General features: G+C 69.0%; 14 protein-coding genes. 7 read left to right on the forward strand and 7 right to left on the reverse strand.

Annotation, left to right across the window (positions count from 1 at the left end):
• The first annotated feature begins 36 nt into the window (after nucleotides 1-36).
• On the forward strand, nucleotides 37-1017 hold the full coding sequence (locus WC555_RS06145; protein WP_373252138.1) for a DUF4349 domain-containing protein: 981 nt from the start codon (nucleotides 37-39) through the stop codon (nucleotides 1015-1017).
• Here the strand turns inward: WC555_RS06145 and WC555_RS06150 are convergent.
• Entirely contained in the window at nucleotides 1014-1889 is an 876-nt protein-coding gene (locus tag WC555_RS06150) for a branched-chain amino acid aminotransferase (protein WP_373252140.1), read from the reverse strand. The genes WC555_RS06145 and WC555_RS06150 overlap by 4 nt on opposite strands.
• A gap of 88 nt (nucleotides 1890-1977) precedes the next feature.
• Between WC555_RS06150 and WC555_RS06155 the strand changes: the two genes are divergently transcribed.
• The 3 genes from WC555_RS06155 to WC555_RS06165 all read left to right on the forward strand — a co-directional run bounded on the left by WC555_RS06155 (nucleotide 1978) and on the right by WC555_RS06165 (nucleotide 4632).
• Entirely contained in the window at nucleotides 1978-2709 is a 732-nt protein-coding gene (locus tag WC555_RS06155) for a response regulator (protein ID WP_373252142.1), read from the forward strand.
• Nucleotides 2710-2716: 7 nt separating this feature from the next.
• Nucleotides 2717-4060, forward strand: a complete 1344-nt coding sequence (locus WC555_RS06160) for an ATP-binding protein (protein WP_373252144.1) — start codon at nucleotides 2717-2719, stop codon at nucleotides 4058-4060.
• A 77-nt stretch (nucleotides 4061-4137) separates the two neighbouring features.
• The gene (locus WC555_RS06165) at nucleotides 4138-4632 is read left to right on the forward strand and encodes a hypothetical protein (RefSeq protein WP_373252146.1); all 495 of its coding nucleotides are present in this window, start codon (nucleotides 4138-4140) and stop codon (nucleotides 4630-4632) included.
• Here the strand turns inward: WC555_RS06165 and WC555_RS06170 are convergent.
• The 3 genes from WC555_RS06170 to WC555_RS06180 form a co-directional block, all read right to left on the reverse strand.
• Nucleotides 4629-5429 (reverse strand): pyrroline-5-carboxylate reductase family protein, encoded by an 801-nt coding sequence (locus tag WC555_RS06170; RefSeq protein WP_373252148.1) that lies wholly within the window; start codon nucleotides 5427-5429, stop codon nucleotides 4629-4631. The genes WC555_RS06165 and WC555_RS06170 overlap by 4 nt on opposite strands.
• A gap of 4 nt (nucleotides 5430-5433) precedes the next feature.
• The gene (locus WC555_RS06175) at nucleotides 5434-5937 is read right to left on the reverse strand and encodes a YbjN domain-containing protein (protein ID WP_373252150.1); all 504 of its coding nucleotides are present in this window, start codon (nucleotides 5935-5937) and stop codon (nucleotides 5434-5436) included.
• A gap of 64 nt (nucleotides 5938-6001) precedes the next feature.
• Nucleotides 6002-6289, reverse strand: coding sequence for an accessory factor UbiK family protein (locus WC555_RS06180; protein ID WP_373252152.1), 288 nt, complete (start codon nucleotides 6287-6289; stop codon nucleotides 6002-6004).
• A gap of 189 nt (nucleotides 6290-6478) precedes the next feature.
• Between WC555_RS06180 and lgt the strand changes: the two genes are divergently transcribed.
• The 3 genes from lgt to pgeF are packed head-to-tail and all read left to right on the forward strand — an operon-like array spanning nucleotide 6479 to nucleotide 9204.
• The gene (gene lgt / locus WC555_RS06185; protein ID WP_373252154.1) at nucleotides 6479-7348 is read left to right on the forward strand and encodes a prolipoprotein diacylglyceryl transferase; all 870 of its coding nucleotides are present in this window, start codon (nucleotides 6479-6481) and stop codon (nucleotides 7346-7348) included.
• Nucleotides 7349-7351: 3 nt separating this feature from the next.
• Nucleotides 7352-8431, forward strand: a complete 1080-nt coding sequence (locus WC555_RS06190; RefSeq protein WP_373252156.1) for a class I SAM-dependent methyltransferase — start codon at nucleotides 7352-7354, stop codon at nucleotides 8429-8431.
• 2 nt (nucleotides 8432-8433) lie between these two features.
• A complete protein-coding gene (gene pgeF, locus WC555_RS06195) occupies nucleotides 8434-9204 on the forward strand; it encodes a peptidoglycan editing factor PgeF (protein ID WP_373252158.1) in 771 nt (256 codons plus the stop codon).
• A gap of 207 nt (nucleotides 9205-9411) precedes the next feature.
• Here the strand turns inward: pgeF and lpxC are convergent, their stop codons facing one another.
• The 3 genes from lpxC to WC555_RS06210 form a co-directional block, all read right to left on the reverse strand.
• Nucleotides 9412-10317: a UDP-3-O-acyl-N-acetylglucosamine deacetylase gene (gene lpxC, locus WC555_RS06200; RefSeq protein WP_373252160.1), complete on the reverse strand. Its 906-nt coding sequence runs from the start codon at nucleotides 10315-10317 to the stop codon at nucleotides 9412-9414.
• Between the two features lie 178 nt (nucleotides 10318-10495).
• Entirely contained in the window at nucleotides 10496-12091 is a 1596-nt protein-coding gene (gene ftsZ, locus WC555_RS06205) for a cell division protein FtsZ (protein ID WP_373252161.1), read from the reverse strand.
• 245 nt (nucleotides 12092-12336) lie between these two features.
• Nucleotides 12337-14596, reverse strand: a 2260-nt coding sequence (locus tag WC555_RS06210; RefSeq protein ID WP_373252163.1) for a TonB-dependent receptor domain-containing protein, incomplete at its 5' end; no start/stop codon positions are given.

Raw genomic sequence — 14596 nt, forward strand, 5'->3', positions numbered from 1 at the left:
ACGCTGCCGTGATCAGCACGGAGCGGGAGACGCGAGATGCGCACGAGACTGATGACCGTCGCTGGCCTGGCTCTGACGGCCGCGACGGCGGGCTGCGGTCAGGCTGGCCATGAGGTGGCCAACAGCAACCAGTCCGTCGATATGGAGCTTGCCGTTCCGAGCGAGGCTGCGGCGGCGGCTGACGCGGCTCCCGCCGCCCCCATGGCGGCCCGGCCGCCCGCGGCTGCCGCGACCGCGTCCGCAAACGCTTCACCTCCCCCCGCGGCCGTTCAGGCCGCCAGCATCGCCTATGTCTATCGCTATGGACTGGAGCTGCCGGTCGACCGCGCGCCCGCGTTGATGAGCCGACACGAGCAGGCCTGCGTAGCCGCCGGGCCAGCCGTCTGTCAGGTCATCGGGTCGGAATCCAACCGCTACGGCCGAGACCAGCTGACAGCGCAGCTCGAGATTCGCGCCACCCCCGGCTTCATCACAACCTTCCGGGCGCGTCTGGCGGGCGACGCCGAGGCCGCCGGCGGCCGGGTGGCCATGGCCGCGACGGACAGCGAAGACCTGACCCGCGCGCTCGTCGACACCGAGGCCCGGCTGCGGGCGCTGACGACCCTGCGCGACCGGCTGGAACAGCTTCTCGCCACCCGAAGCGCCCCGCTGGAACAGTTGCTGGCGACCGAGCGTGAACTGGCGCGTGTGCAGGGTGAATTAGACGCCAGCCGCTCGACGCTTGAGGTGATGCGCACCCGCGTGGCGACCTCGCGCCTGATCATCAGCTACACCGCCGAGGGCCAGCTGGCGCCCGACAGCGCCTTCCGTCCCGTGACCGACGCCCTCGACAGCGCCCTGGCTGTCTTCATGAGCGTGGTCGGGGCCCTGATCCTGTTCCTGGCCGGGGTCTTGCCGCTGCTGATCCTGGTCGTCCCGCTGGCCTGGCTGGGTCTGCGCTGGCGTCGACGCATCCGCGCTGAGCGGTTGGCGGCGAAGCGGACGCGGGAGGCCGAAACGGGCGGTGGCGAGGACTAGAGCCGCCGCACCAGCCGGCCGTAGTCTTCCATCAGGCCCAGGCTGAGGGCGGCGGGGGTGAAGCGGTATTCGCCGATCTCGCTCACCGGCGTCACCTCGGCCGCGGTGCCGGTGACGAAGCATTCGGTGAAGGTCGCCAGCTCCTCGGGCCGGATGTGGCGCACGACCACCTCGATCCCCTTGGCCTTGGCCATCTCGATGATGGTCTGACGGGTGATGCCGTCCAGGATGGCGTCGACCGGCGGGGTGTGCAGCACGCCGTCCTGGACGAAGAAGACATTGGCCCCCGTCGCCTCGGCGACATAGCCGCGCCAGTCCAGCATCATGGCGTCGGCGTAGCCGCGCTTCTCGGCCGCCGTCTTGGACATGGTGCAGATCATGTACAGGCCCGCCGCCTTGGCCGCCGACGGGGCGGTCATCGGGTCGGGGCGGCGCCATTTGGCCCACTCCATGCGGATGCCCTTCGCCTTGGTCTCGGCGTCGAAATAGCTCGGCCATTCCCAGACGGCGATGGCGACGTGGGTCTTGTTGTGCAGGGTCGAGACGCTGACCTGTTCCGGTCCGCGATAGGCGACCGGGCGGACATAGCAGTCGGACAGCCCCATCTTCTCGCAGGTCGCCTTGCAGGCGGCGTCGATCTCGGCCACGCTGTACGGAAGGTCGAAATCCAGCAGGTTTGCAGAACGCTTCAGGCGTTCGCTATGCGGGGTCAGCTTGAAGATTTCGCCGCCATACATACGCTCCCCCTCGAACACCGACGAGCCGTAGTGGAGGGCATGGGTCAAAACGTGCGTTTTCGCTTCCCGCCAGGGCACGAAATCGCCGTCCATCCAGATCCAGCCGTCACGATCGTCGAAAGGAACGAAGGCCATTGAATAACGTCTCCCGCGAAGATCACCGGGTTAGAGCCCCCCGAACCGCTCAGGTCAACGCCTGGACCACCGCCGGGGTCGCATCCGCATGAGCGACGTGCGTTCCAATGGCCGCTCCGGCCCGATCGCCGGCCCCGGCGCCGGCCGCCACCTGCTGGTCGTGGATGACGACGACCGCATCCGCGAGCTGCTGAAGGAATTCCTCGCCCGCGAGGGCTACCGCGTCACCGGCGCCGCCCACGCGGCGGCGGCGAAGCGGATGATGGAGCTGATCGAGTTCGACCTCGTGGTGCTGGACGTGATGATGCCGGGCGAGAGCGGCTTCGACCTCACCACCTGGGTGCGGTCCAAGGCCGAGACCTCGAAGACGCCCGTCCTGCTGCTGACCGCGCGCGGCGATCCCGACGACCGGATCGAGGGCCTGTCGCGCGGCGCCGACGACTATATGTCCAAGCCGTTCGACCCGCGGGAGCTGGCCCTGCGCGTCGACGCCATCCTGCGCCGCACCGGCGGCAAGCCCCTGACCCCGCGCGAGATCAAGCTCGGGCCGGCGGTGTTCGACATGGAGCGGCTGGAGCTGTCCCGGGACGGCAAACCCCAGCGCCTGACCGAGGCCGAGGCCCAGTTGCTGAAGACCCTCGCCATCCACGCCCATTCGGCGGTCGAACGCATGAGCCTGTCGCCCGACACCGCCGACATCACCGGCCGCGCCGTCGACGTCCAGGTCACCCGCCTGCGCCGCAAGCTGGAGGCGGACCCCAAGAACCCGCGCTACCTCCAGACCGTGCGCGGCGTCGGCTATATGCTGGCCCCGGACTGACCGCGACATGAGGCTGCTTCCCGCCAGCCTCTGGCCGCGATTCCTGAAGCGGCGTCTGCCGACCTCGCTGTGGGGCCGGTCGCTGCTGATCATCGTCCTGCCGGTGCTGGTCATGCAGGTGGCCGTCACCTGGGCCTTCTTCGACATGCACTGGCAGACGGTCACCGCCCGCCTGTCCGACGGCCTGGCCGGCGACATCGCCTGGGCGGCCGAAAGCTGGCGCGACGATCCCACGCCGCAGAACATGGCGGTCATCTCCGAACGGGCCCAGCGCGCCATGTCGCTGTCCATCGCCCTGCAGGACGGCGCGACCCTGCCCGACGAGCATCGGCGCGGCCCGGTGGGCGTCGTCGACCGCACGCTGGAGAAGGCGCTGGCCGCCCGGCTGGACCAGCCCTTCTGGTTCGACACCACCCGCTACCCCGCCTATGTCGACATCCGGGTGCAGCAGCCGCAGGGCGTGCTGCGCATCATCGCCCCGCGCGAGCGCGCCGTCGCCACCCAGGCCCACATCTTCGTGCTGTGGCTGCTCATCGCAACCGTCCTGCTGATGGGCGTCGCCATCCTGTTCATCCGCAACCAGGTCCGCGCCATCGAACGCCTGGCGGCGGCCGCCGAAGCCTTCGGCCGGGGCGAGACCCAGGAGCGGTTCAAGCCCCACGGAGCGCGCGAGGTCCGCGCCGCCGCCGTCGCCTTCCTGGCCATGCGCGAGCGCATCCAGCGTCACATTGACCAGCGCACCGCCCTGCTGGCCTCGGTCAGCCACGACCTGCGCACGCCCCTGACCCGCCTGCGTCTGGAACTGGCCCTCGCCCCGCCCTTCAAGCGCGCCGCCGCCATGCAGGGCGATCTCGACGAGATGGAGCATATGATCGACGAATACCTCGCCTTCGCCCGCGGCGAGGCCGGAGAGGCGGCGCAGCCCGTCTCCCTGACCGCGTTGCTGGGCGCCGCCGGCGAGGACGCCCGTCGCGCCGGCGCCGAGGTCGAGGTCGCCGTGCCCGAGGGGCTGACGGCCTCGCTCCGCCCCCTCGCCTTCAAACGCGCCGTGGCCAATCTGGCGGGCAATGCGGCGGCTCACGGCGAGCACGTCCGGCTCAGCGCCCGCGCCCTGCCCTCCGGCGGACTGGAGATCGCCGTCGAGGACGACGGCCCGGGCATCCCCGAGGACATGCACGACGAGGCCTTCCGGCCGTTCTCGCGCCTCGACGCCTCGCGCAACCAGAACCGCAAGGGCGTGGGTCTGGGGCTGGCCATCGCCCGCGACGTGGCGCGCGGTCACGGCGGCGACATCACCCTGGAGCGCAGCGATATGGGCGGCCTTCGGGCCCTGATCCGCCTGCCGGGCTGATCACATTCGGCGTCCCCTCTGGCGAAGCGGGGCCGCAGGGCGCATCCTCGATCCCGACAGGGCCCTGGAGAACGTTCATGCGTAAACTCGCCTTCTTCGCACCACTCGCCGCCGTTCTGGCCGTCGCGGTCACGCCGGCCGTGGCCGATCCGGCCTCCGTCAACGTCACCCTCGGTCCGGATGTGATCGAGAGCGCCGACGAACTCGGCGAACGTGACGTTCAGGAACAGGTCGCGCGCCTCGCCGATGTCGTGCGCCGGACCCTGGCGCGGCGCGGCGCCCTCGACGGCGCCGAGATCAACCTGACGCTGACGGATCTGAAGCCCAACCGACCGACCATGCAGCAGATGACCGACCGCCCCGGACTGGACGGTATCCGCAGCGTCTCGATCGGCGGCGCGACCATCTCGGGTCATGTGACGACGGCCGACGGCCTGATCCATCCGGTCAGCTACGACTGGTATTCGACGAGCATCGCCGAAGTGCACGGCTTCAACACCTGGCAGGATGCGGATCGCGCCTACAGCCGTCTGGCCAACAATCTCGCCGACGGCCGCTACGTGACCCGCTAGAGGGACCGCGCCCGTTGCACGGCGGCCCTGACGGCCGCGGCCGCGGCCCGCTCCAGATCGCCGCCGGTCGCCATGGCGTCCAGACCGGCGCGCGTGGTGCCGCCGGGCGAGGCGATGCGGGCGATCAGCGCGTCCAGCGTCCCCCCGGTCTCGACCCCGGCCCCCGCCGAACGCAGGGCGCCGCGGGCCAGCCGTTGCGCCGCTTCGGCCGACAGGCCTTCCGCCTCCCCCGCTGCGGCCAGCGCCTGGACAAAGGCGTAGATGAAGGCCGGAGCCGAGCCCGCCACCGCGGTCGCCGCATCGATCAGGGGTTCGGACTCCAGCTGGACCACATCGGCCATGGGCGCGAACAGGCTTCGGGCGACCTCGTACGCCTCTGAATCAGACGACCACAGGGCGGCGACGCCGCGCCCCTGGGCCACCGCCGTCGTCGGCATGACCCGCGCCACAGGCCGTCCTGTGGCCTGGGCGATATCCGCCGCCGGGACGCCCGCCATCACGGACACCAGCCGCGTCCGCCCGCCCAGATGAGCGACCAGCGGCCCGAGGGCGGCTCGCCACATGGCGGGTTTGACCGCCAGCACGAGGGCCCGCGCGGACCCCAGCTGATCCATCGGCGGATTGACCTTCGCGCCGCGCGCCTTCGCGGCCTCGGCGGCCGGCTTGTCTGACGGTGTGAGAATGATCAGGTCGGAGGGCGCGACCGCGCCCGTCTTCAGCCAGCCCTCGACGATCGCCGACCCCAGCCGGCCGCAGCCCAGAAGGACGACGGGGCCGGAGGGAGCGGAAGCGCTCATGGCCTCAGGCCGTGCCGACGGTCTCGAACAGGCAGGCGTCGATCGCCTCCTGCGGCTTCTTCGACCCGCGGATCATGAAGTCGAAGGCCGGGTAGTAGCGGTCCGCGGCCTCGACCGCCGCGTCGATCATCGACGCCGCCTGGGCCAGGGTCGGACGCTCGCCCATGGGCAGGGCCAGCGAGTGGCGGAAGACGATCTCGCCGTCCTCGGCCCAGACCTCGAAATGGCCCATCCAGGTGCGCTGGTTGATCAGGCCGACCAGCTCATAGGCGGCGGCGCGGCGCGACTTCTTCGCCTGCAGATCGAGGGCGCAGCACAGCTGAAGGCAGTCGCCCTCCGGCCGCCAGGCGAACCACAGCTCATAGTCCTTCCAGTCGCCGGCCAGGGCGAAGGCCAGATCGCCCTCTTCGGTCCGGTCGAACGGCAGGTTCTCGGCCACCAGGACGTGTTCCACGACATCCAGCGGATCGTAGGGAACATCGACTTCTTCGGGCCGCACAACGTCCATCAGGCACTCTCCGGGCGCGACTCACGCCCTGTCACGGAACGGTAGGCGGGTTCGCAGATTCGGCTCAACCGGCTGCGTCCTGAGGGGGAACCGACCCTGTGGACGTTCCCGTGGCAGGCTTTTTTCCAGTCTTTGCAGGGGCTTTCAGGGCGGCGACCTCGGCGCGCAGGGCGGCGATCTCGGCCTTCAGGGCGTCGAACTCGTCGCGGCGCACCAGGTCCAGTTCGGCGGCCATGCGATCCGTCTGTGCACGGAAGGCGGTCTTCGCCTCCTCGCCCGCCGCCTGGGCCAGGCCCATGGCGCCGGTCGTCAGTTTGGCGAACTCGTCGAGGATGGGGTTGCGCGTCTGCATCTGCGGGCTCCGGCTCGAAGGGCGAGCGTCGTTAATGAAGGTTCACCCGATATGGTGAACGAAACCTTGCTGTCGATGCGACCTATGGCCTGATTTGGGCGGCGGTGGACGCGGTATTGCGGAAAATTCAGGGACGCGCCCGCCGACGCTTGCTAAACCGCCCGGCAAGAACCGCTGACAGGAGCGCCCGTGCAATTTCCCGAGTTCGATCCGGTGCTGTTCAGCATCGGTCCGCTGGATATCCGCTGGTATGCGCTGGCCTATGTCGCCGGCATCGTCCTGGGCTGGTGGTACTGCGCCCGGCTGGTGAAGGCCAACGCCCTGTGGCAGCCCGCCAAGCCCCCCGTCACCACCCTGCAGCTGGATGATCTGGTCCTCTACATCACCCTGGGCATCATCCTCGGCGGTCGCCTGGGCTATGCGCTCTTCTACCAGCCCGAGCTCTACGCACAGCTCTTCACCGGGGCCGGATGGAGCGAGCGGCTGGCGCTGTTCCGTCTGTGGGACGGCGGCATGTCCTTCCACGGCGGCCTGATCGGGGTGTCGGCCGCGATCGTCTGGTTCGCATGGCGGCACAGGATCCGCCTGCTCAGCCTCGGCGATCTGGTCGCCCCCGCGGCGCCGATCGGCCTGTTCTTCGGCCGCCTCGCCAACTTCATCAACGGCGAGCTGTGGGGCCGCGAGACGACCGTCCCCTGGGCCGTCCGCTTCTGCAACGACCGCATCTACCGGCTCTACAACGGCTGCCCGGCCGGCGACGTGCCGCGCCACCCCAGCCAGCTGTACGAGGCCGGGCTCGAGGGCCTGGTTCTGTTCGCCATCCTGTGGTTCGCCATCCACAAGGGCAAACTCCTGTCGAAGCCCGGCTACGTCACGGGCGTCTTCCTGTTCGGCTACGGCCTGTCGCGCGCCCTGCTGGAGAATGTGCGCCAGCCCGACGCCGGCCTGGACAACCTGCCGCTGGGTCTGACCATGGGCATGATCCTGTCCGTCCCGATGATGATCGTCGGCGCCGTGCTGATCTGGCGCGCCTGGAGTCGGCCGCCCGCCGCCGTCTGACGGATGAGCGTTTCGCTGCGGGACAGACTGGCGCGCGAGATCGCCCTGACCGGGCCGATGACCGTGGCCGATTATGTCGCCCGCTGCCTGCACGATCCCGAGGGCGGCTATTACGCCACCCGGCCGGCCATCGGCGCGACGGGCGACTTCGTCACCGCGCCGATGATCAGCCAGATGTTCGGCGAACTGATCGGTCTGTGGGCGGTCGAGCTGTGGCGCCGGCTGGGAGCCCCGGAACGGGTGCGGCTGGTCGAGGTCGGGCCCGGCGACGGCACCTTGATGGCCGACGCCCTGCGCGCCGCGCGGCTGGCCCCGGACTTCCTCGCCGCCGTCGATCTGGTCCTGATCGAGCCCAGCCCGCCCTTGCGCGCCGCCCAGGCGCGGATGCTGAACGACAGCGACGTCCACCCGCGCTGGGTCAAGGACCTGAGCCGGGTCGAGACCGACGCGCCCGTGATCCTGATCGCCAACGAGGTGCTGGACTGCTTGCCGGCGCGCCAGTTCGTGAAGACGGAAGACGGCTGGGCCGAGCGCCGCGTCGGCGTCACCGATGACGGCGGCCTGACCTTCGGACTGGTGCGGATCACGGGCGGCTTCGCCCGCCCCGCCTTCACCGTCGAACCGGGTCAGACGGTCGAAATGTCCGATCAGCAGGCCGCCTTCGGCCGCGAGGTGGCGGCCCTGGTCAAGGCGGCCTCCGGCGCCGCCCTGATGATCGACTACGGCCGCGCCCGGCCCGAGGCCGGCGACACGCTTCAGGCCCTGCGGCGGCACCGGAAGGTCGATCCGCTGGAGACGCCGGGGGAGGCCGACCTGACCCAGTGGGCGGACTTCCCGACCGTTCTCGAGGCCGCCGTTCGCGCCGGCGCCGACGTCACCGGGACCCTGGGCCAGGGTGATTTCCTGCGGCGGCTGGGGATCGAAGCCCGCGCCGACCGGTTAAAGGCGGGACGGCCGGACGCGGCGCCCGTCATCGAGCGCCAGCTGGCCCGTCTGACCGCGGACGACCAGATGGGAAGCCTGTTCAAGGCGTGTGCGGTCTTCTCGCCGCGCAGCCTGACAGTTCCCGGCTTCGAGGACTGAGAATGACGCTGCAACCGATCACCCACCCCCTGCTGGACAGGGCCGGCGTCCGCCATGGCTTCTTCACCCGTCAGGGCGGCGTGTCGACGGGCCTGTACGACAGCCTCAACACGGGGCTCGGCTCCGCCGACGACCCCGCCGCCGCGGCCGAGAACCGCCGCCGCGTCGCCGCGCATATGGGCGGTCTGCCCGACGATTTCGCCGCCTGCTATCAGATCCATTCCAGCCTCGCCCGCGTGGCCGAGGCCGGCTGGAAGGGCGACCGGCCCGAGGGCGACGCCACCGTGACGGCCGCGTCCGGCGTGATCTGCGCCGTCCTGACCGCCGACTGCGCCCCCATCCTGTTGGCCGACCCCGAGGCGGGCGTGGTCGGCGCCGCCCACGCCGGCTGGAAAGGCGCCCTGGACGGCGTCGTCCACTCCACCGTCGCGGCCATGCAGGCGCTGGGGGCGGAGCCGCGCCGCATGGTCGCCGTCGTCGGCCCGTGCATCGCCCAGGCCAGCTACGAGGTCGACGCCGCCTTCCAGGCCCGCTTCGAGCATCACGACGCCGGCAGCGGCCGCTTCTTCGAGGCCGGGGCGACGGCGGACAAGCGTCAGTTCGACCTGCCCGGCTTCGTGCTGTGGCGTCTGGAACAGGCCCGCGTGGGCGAAGCGGTCTGGACCGGCCACGACACGCGCGTGGACGAGACCCGCTTCTTCTCGAACCGCCGGGCTTACCTGAATGGAGAGCCGGACTTCGGGCGGCTGATGAGCGCGATCGCGACAGGCTGACGGACAGCCGGGCCATTCCGTTCTGTCACGGACATCACCGCCGAAGTGGCGATGTGTCGGTCCGTCATGTCGGATGTATCGGTTGATTGTGTCGGGTGTGTCGGTTGATTGTGTCGGATGTCACGGCGGATTGTCGCGCATATCGCGCCGCCCGTCCCTCAAATCGCCCCATCGAATGGTCGAATTCGTAGTCGAATTCCCGGCGGGTCAGCCCGCCATCGCCAGCTCGGGAACCCGCGTCACTTCGCGCCACGCCTGCGGATTGGCCAGCAGTTCGCGGACCAGCAGGTTGTTGATGGCGTGGCCCGCCTTGACGCCCTCGTAGCGGCCCAGCAGGGGCGCGCCCAGCACGTACAGGTCGCCGATGGCGTCCAGCGCCTTGTGCTTGACGAACTCGCGTTCCATCCGCAGCCCGCCGGGGTTCAGGATCTGGTCGCCGTCGATGACCACGGCGTTTTCCAGCGAGCCGCCGCGGGCCAGGCCGGCGCGGCGCAGGGCCTCGACCTCATGGGCGAAGCCGAAGGTGCGGGCGGCCATGATCTCGGTGCGGAAGGTTTCCTCGTCGACGACGAAATCCACCACCTGATTGCCGATCACCGGCGTATCGAAATCGATCTCGAACCGCATCTCGTAGCGGTCGCACGGCAGCAGGGCCGCGGACTTGTCGCCGTCCTGCACCCGGATCGGCTCCAGAATTTCGATATAGCGGACCGGCGCTTCCTGACGGCGGAAACCGGCGCGGTCCAGCAGCTGGACGAACTGCAGCGCCGAACCGTCGAGGATCGGCAGCTCGGGGCCGTCCACCTCGACCACGGCGTTGGACACGCCCAGGGCGGAGAAGGCGGCCATCAGGTGTTCGATGGTCGACAGGCGCACGCCGGCGGCGTTCTCGATCATGGTGTTCAGGCGGGCGTCGACGACGGCCTCACCCGAGACCGGGATGCGGTTGTCGCGGTCCTTGATGTCGGTGCGCACGAAGACGATGCCCGTGCCGACCGGCGCCGGACGCACGGCCAGACGCACACGGTCGCCCGTGTGCACGCCCACGCCCGCGATGATCGCGGGTGCGACGGTCGTCCTCTGGCGATGGTCGTAGCTGACCGGCAAGCTCATACTCTCTCAATCGCGACGTCCGCACCTCGTGCGGACTACGCCCCAGCAACCGTCTAGCGACGGCTTCGCAACACCGAAATGAAAGTCGGGTTTCCGATTGTTTCGGTTTTCGTAACCGTACCGGACGTGAAAAACCCCGGAGCGCGAACTCCGGGGCTTTCCTGATCGGTCGAGAGGCCTAGTTGGCGAGGCGGCGCAGGAAGGACGGGATTTCCAGATCGTCTTCCGCCTGGTTCAGATCCGGCTCGGGCGCCGGCTGGGCCTGCGTCGTCGGGCGCATCTCGGTCATCCGGGACTCGGTCGGACGCGACGGCGGATAGGTCGGCTGCGTCGGCTGACGCTTGCCGCGGCCGAACAGGCTCCAGCCCGACTTGCGGTGATCGCGGTCGTCGTACTCGTCATAGGCCGGCTCTTCGCGGCGCGGTTCCGGCTGCGGAGCGCGGTCAGCCGAGCGGTCCATGTACAGGTCCCCCTGGGCCACCGGCGCCGTGGTTTCGGCGGCCGTGCGGGCGCGCGGCGAGGATTCATACTCCTCGACCCACGGATCGACGATCGGCTCAAGCGCGCGGTCCTCGGCGACGTGGATCACGGGTTCCGGGCGCGGCTCGGGAGCGCGGGCCGCAGTTCCGAAGGTCGGCTGGCTGGACTGAAAGGTCGGGACGATCGGCGCGGACTCGGCCTGGCGCGGGGCTTCGGCGCGGGCGGTTTCGTGACGGACCGGTTCAGCGCGCGAGGCGGCATAGGCGGGGGTCGGACGGCGGGCGTCGAAGGCCGCGGTTCCGGTCGAGGGCGCGCCCTTGGCGGCGGCCAGGTCTTCCATGCCGGTGGCCACGACGGAGACGCGGATCTTGCCGTCCAGGGCCGGGTCGAAGGCGGCGCCGAAGATGATGTTGGCGTCGGCGTCCACCTCGCCGGCGATGGCGTTGGCGGCCTCGTCGACTTCCAGCAGGGTCATGTCCATGCCGCCGGTGATGTTCACCAGCACGGCCTTGGCGCCCTTCAGCGAGGTCTCGTCCAGCAGCGGGTTGGCGATGGCGTTCTGGGCCGCCTGCAGGGCGCGGTCCTCGCCCGAGGCCTCGCCCGTGCCCATCATCGCCTTGCCCATTTCGGACATGACGGCGCGGACGTCGGCGAAGTCGAGGTTGATCAGGCCCGGCAGGATCATCAGGTCGGTGATCGAGCGCACGCCCGAATGCAGCACCTGGTCGGCCATGCCGAAGGCGTCGGCGAAGGTGGTGCGTTCGTTGGCGACGCGGAACAGGTTCTGGTTCGGGATGACGATCAGGGTGTCGACGTAGCGCTGCAGCTCGGCGATGCCGGCATCGGCCAGGCGCATGCGGTGGCGGCCTTCGAAGGTGAAGGGCTTGGTCACGACGCCGACGGTCAGGATGCCGCGGTCGCGGGCGCATTTGGCGATGACGGGCGCGGCGCCGGTGCCGGTGCCGCCGCCCATGCCGGCGGTGATGAAGACCATGTGGGCGCCGTCCAGGTGCCCGTAAATCTCTTCGGCGGACTCCTCGGCGGCGTTCATGCCGACCTCGGGGTGGGCGCCGGCGCCCAACCCTTGCGTGATCGTCTCGCCCAGCTGGACGCGACGGTCGGTCTTGGCGAAGGACAGATGCTGGGCGTCGGTGTTGGCGACGACGAACTCGACCCCTTCAAGGCCGGCGTCGATCATGTTGTTGACGGCGTTGCCGCCCGCGCCTCCGACGCCGAAGACGACGATACGGGGCTTCAGTTCCGTGTGTTGCGGACGCACCAGCGAGAGAGACATATTCTTATCCGACCTTATCCGACCCTGCCCTTGCCGTACCCCGATGCGACTCCCCGCCGATTCGCATTGGTTATGAGCGCGTTAAGGAAACACCTGAACTGCTTAAGGGAGTGTTACCCGTTAGGCTGAGTCGGGCCCGAGGCCACGGATTTCGTTAACCTTCACCGCAGTTTTCAACATCGCGACAACGAAAAGGGGCGGCTCTCGCGAGCCGCCCCTTCACCGTCCTGTTTGGTCTGCCGTCCTTAGTACGGGCGGTAGTTCAGACCGAAGAAGAAGCGCGTGCCGTACGGGTCCATGTTGTCGATGAAGCCGGTGCCGAAGTAGGCGGGCTGCTCGGCGTCGAAGGCGTTGGTGACGCCGGCCCGCAGCGACAGCTTGTCGTCCACATTGTAGCGAACGGTGAAGTCGTGGCGGGTGAAGTCGCCCGTGTTGAAGAACTCCGGCGGACGCTGGTCCGGGTTGTTGATCTGGTCGCGGGTCTGGACGATGTCCTGCGCCGCTTGCCAGTCAGCCACCCAGGTCACGCTCCACACGTCGTTCGGCGACCAGGTCAGTTGCGACGAGAAGCGAACGCGGGGGTAGTTGACCGAGCTGGCGAGCTCGGTGAACGCGTTCGGGTTCGAGATGTTGGTGAAGTTCTTCTGCTCGATCAGCCAGTTGCCGCGCAGGGAGTAGTCCAGACGGCCCCAGTTGCGACCGAACACCTCTTCCGTGTCCAGCGAGTAGCGGGCCGTGAAGTCGAGACCGCGGGTCTGGAGTTTGGCGAAGTTGATCGACCCCTGGATGAAGCCGATGCCGGTGTTGCCGGGGGTGCCGATCTCGAAGGCCTGCGACCGGGCTTCCGCCGTCGTACCCGCGACAGGCGAGTTGAGGCGGAAGATGGTGTTGCAGGCCGAAGGGTTCAGCGAGGGCCCCTGGACGCAGTTCAGGGCGGCGGCGGCGGGCGTGACCGCCGCGATGACGTCCTTGATCTCGACTTCATAGTAGTCGAGCACGAGGCTGAAGTTCGGGAAGAAGCGCGGCTCGATCACCGTGGAGAAGGTGAAGGATTCCGACGTTTCGGGCTGCAGCAAGGGGTTGCCGCCCGAGACGCCCGCGATGCCCGAGGGATAGGTCGGGTTGTAGTCGTCGTTCGGATCCGCCGTGGCGCCGTTGAAGTCGAACGACGGGGCCGGCAGACCGCGAGCCGCCGCGACCTGGTTGAACAGGGTCGTGCAGTTGGCGACCCGGTTGGCGCGGTCCGTGGTGTTGGTGATGGCGACGATCTGACGGGTGTCGCAGGGATCGACCACGCCGTTGAAGAAGGTCTGGCTCTGCGGCGCGAAGTTCTCGCCCAGGTTCGGGGCGCGGAACGAGGTGTTGAAGCTGGTCTTGAAGGCGATGTCGGCGATCGGCCGGTAGACGAAGTTGACGCCATACACGTCGCCGGTGCCCACGGTCGTATAGTCGAAATACCGGTAGGAGCCGCTGATCTCGGCGTACTCGCCCAGCCAGCTGTCGCGGAACAGCGGGATCGAGAGTTCGGCGAAGGCTTCTTCCGACTCATATTCAACGCCCGGGAAATCGGCGCCGGTGTTGAGGAACAGGAAGCGGTCGCCCGTGGCCGCGGTGCGGCCTGCGGCTTCCGTGTACTCGCGGCGGTATTCCACGCCGACGGCGACGCCGATCGGTCCCGCGCCGAAGAAGTCCCACAGCTCGCCGGAGACGAAGGCGATGGCCTGCTCCTGCTCGTTGCGCTCGGTCGGGTTGATGGTCGCGTCGATATAGGCCAGCGCCGCTTCGCTCTGGTTGCCGCGGCCGAACACGTTCAGCGGAACGCAGGCGTTCAGGGCGGCCAGGCCTTCCGCCGAGTCACGGAGATCGCCGCCGCGGAAGCTGTCGCCGAGGACGTTGGCGGGGTTCTGGGCGCGCAGCAGTTTGGCGCGGCAGACGACTTCGCCCGGCCGGCCGTTGACCACGCCGGCGGTGTCGACGACGGCGTCGGACGACAGCTGCATGCGCTGGTTGTCGACGCCGCGCTCGATGTTCTCGGCCTCGGCGACGCCGGCGTTGTACGACAGGCTCCAGTTGAAGTTATCGACGAACCAGAGGCTGTCCAGATCGCCTTCCAGAGCGAGGTTCAGCTGGAACAGCTCGCGGTAGTTGGTCTGGGTGCGGTCAGGCCCGAACATGAGGTGACTGGCGAACGGAGCCGCCGTGATGGTCGTCGGCTGGCCGGCCGCGGTCAGGGTCGGCGCAGAGTAGTTCTGCTGCGTGTTCGTCTGGATGGCCGTGCGCAGATTGGAGGGCAGATAGGCCGTGGTGTCCAGATTCAGGAAGAACGCATTGGTCGCCGACGCGTTGTCGACGTCGTTCGCGGGCTGCAGATTGTTGAGGTAGAAGGTGTAGAAAGTCGGCTGGCTGATGTCGAAGGTTTCTTCGTCGATGTATTTGGCGTCGACCGAGAGCCGGATGTTCGGAGTGATCTCGAAGTTGGCGCCTGCGGCATAACGGTACGAGGTC

It is taken from the genome of Brevundimonas sp. (assembly GCF_041648615.1).
Lineage (GTDB): Bacteria > Pseudomonadota > Alphaproteobacteria > Caulobacterales > Caulobacteraceae > Brevundimonas.

Coding starts and splice junctions, on each gene's coding strand:
- WC555_RS06145 (WP_373252138.1), top strand. CDS start 37: ATGCGCACGAGACTGATGACCGTCGCTGGCCTGGCTCTGACGGCCGCG.
- WC555_RS06150 (WP_373252140.1), bottom strand. CDS start 1,889: ATGGCCTTCGTTCCTTTCGACGATCGTGACGGCTGGATCTGGATGGAC.
- WC555_RS06155 (WP_373252142.1), top strand. CDS start 1,978: ATGAGCGACGTGCGTTCCAATGGCCGCTCCGGCCCGATCGCCGGCCCC.
- WC555_RS06160 (WP_373252144.1), top strand. CDS start 2,717: ATGAGGCTGCTTCCCGCCAGCCTCTGGCCGCGATTCCTGAAGCGGCGT.
- WC555_RS06165 (WP_373252146.1), top strand. CDS start 4,138: ATGCGTAAACTCGCCTTCTTCGCACCACTCGCCGCCGTTCTGGCCGTC.
- WC555_RS06170 (WP_373252148.1), bottom strand. CDS start 5,429: ATGAGCGCTTCCGCTCCCTCCGGCCCCGTCGTCCTTCTGGGCTGCGGC.
- WC555_RS06175 (WP_373252150.1), bottom strand. CDS start 5,937: ATGGACGTTGTGCGGCCCGAAGAAGTCGATGTTCCCTACGATCCGCTG.
- WC555_RS06180 (WP_373252152.1), bottom strand. CDS start 6,289: ATGCAGACGCGCAACCCCATCCTCGACGAGTTCGCCAAACTGACGACC.
- WC555_RS06190 (WP_373252156.1), top strand. CDS start 7,352: ATGAGCGTTTCGCTGCGGGACAGACTGGCGCGCGAGATCGCCCTGACC.
- pgeF (WP_373252158.1), top strand. CDS start 8,434: ATGACGCTGCAACCGATCACCCACCCCCTGCTGGACAGGGCCGGCGTC.
- lpxC (WP_373252160.1), bottom strand. CDS start 10,317: ATGAGCTTGCCGGTCAGCTACGACCATCGCCAGAGGACGACCGTCGCA.
- ftsZ (WP_373252161.1), bottom strand. CDS start 12,091: ATGTCTCTCTCGCTGGTGCGTCCGCAACACACGGAACTGAAGCCCCGT.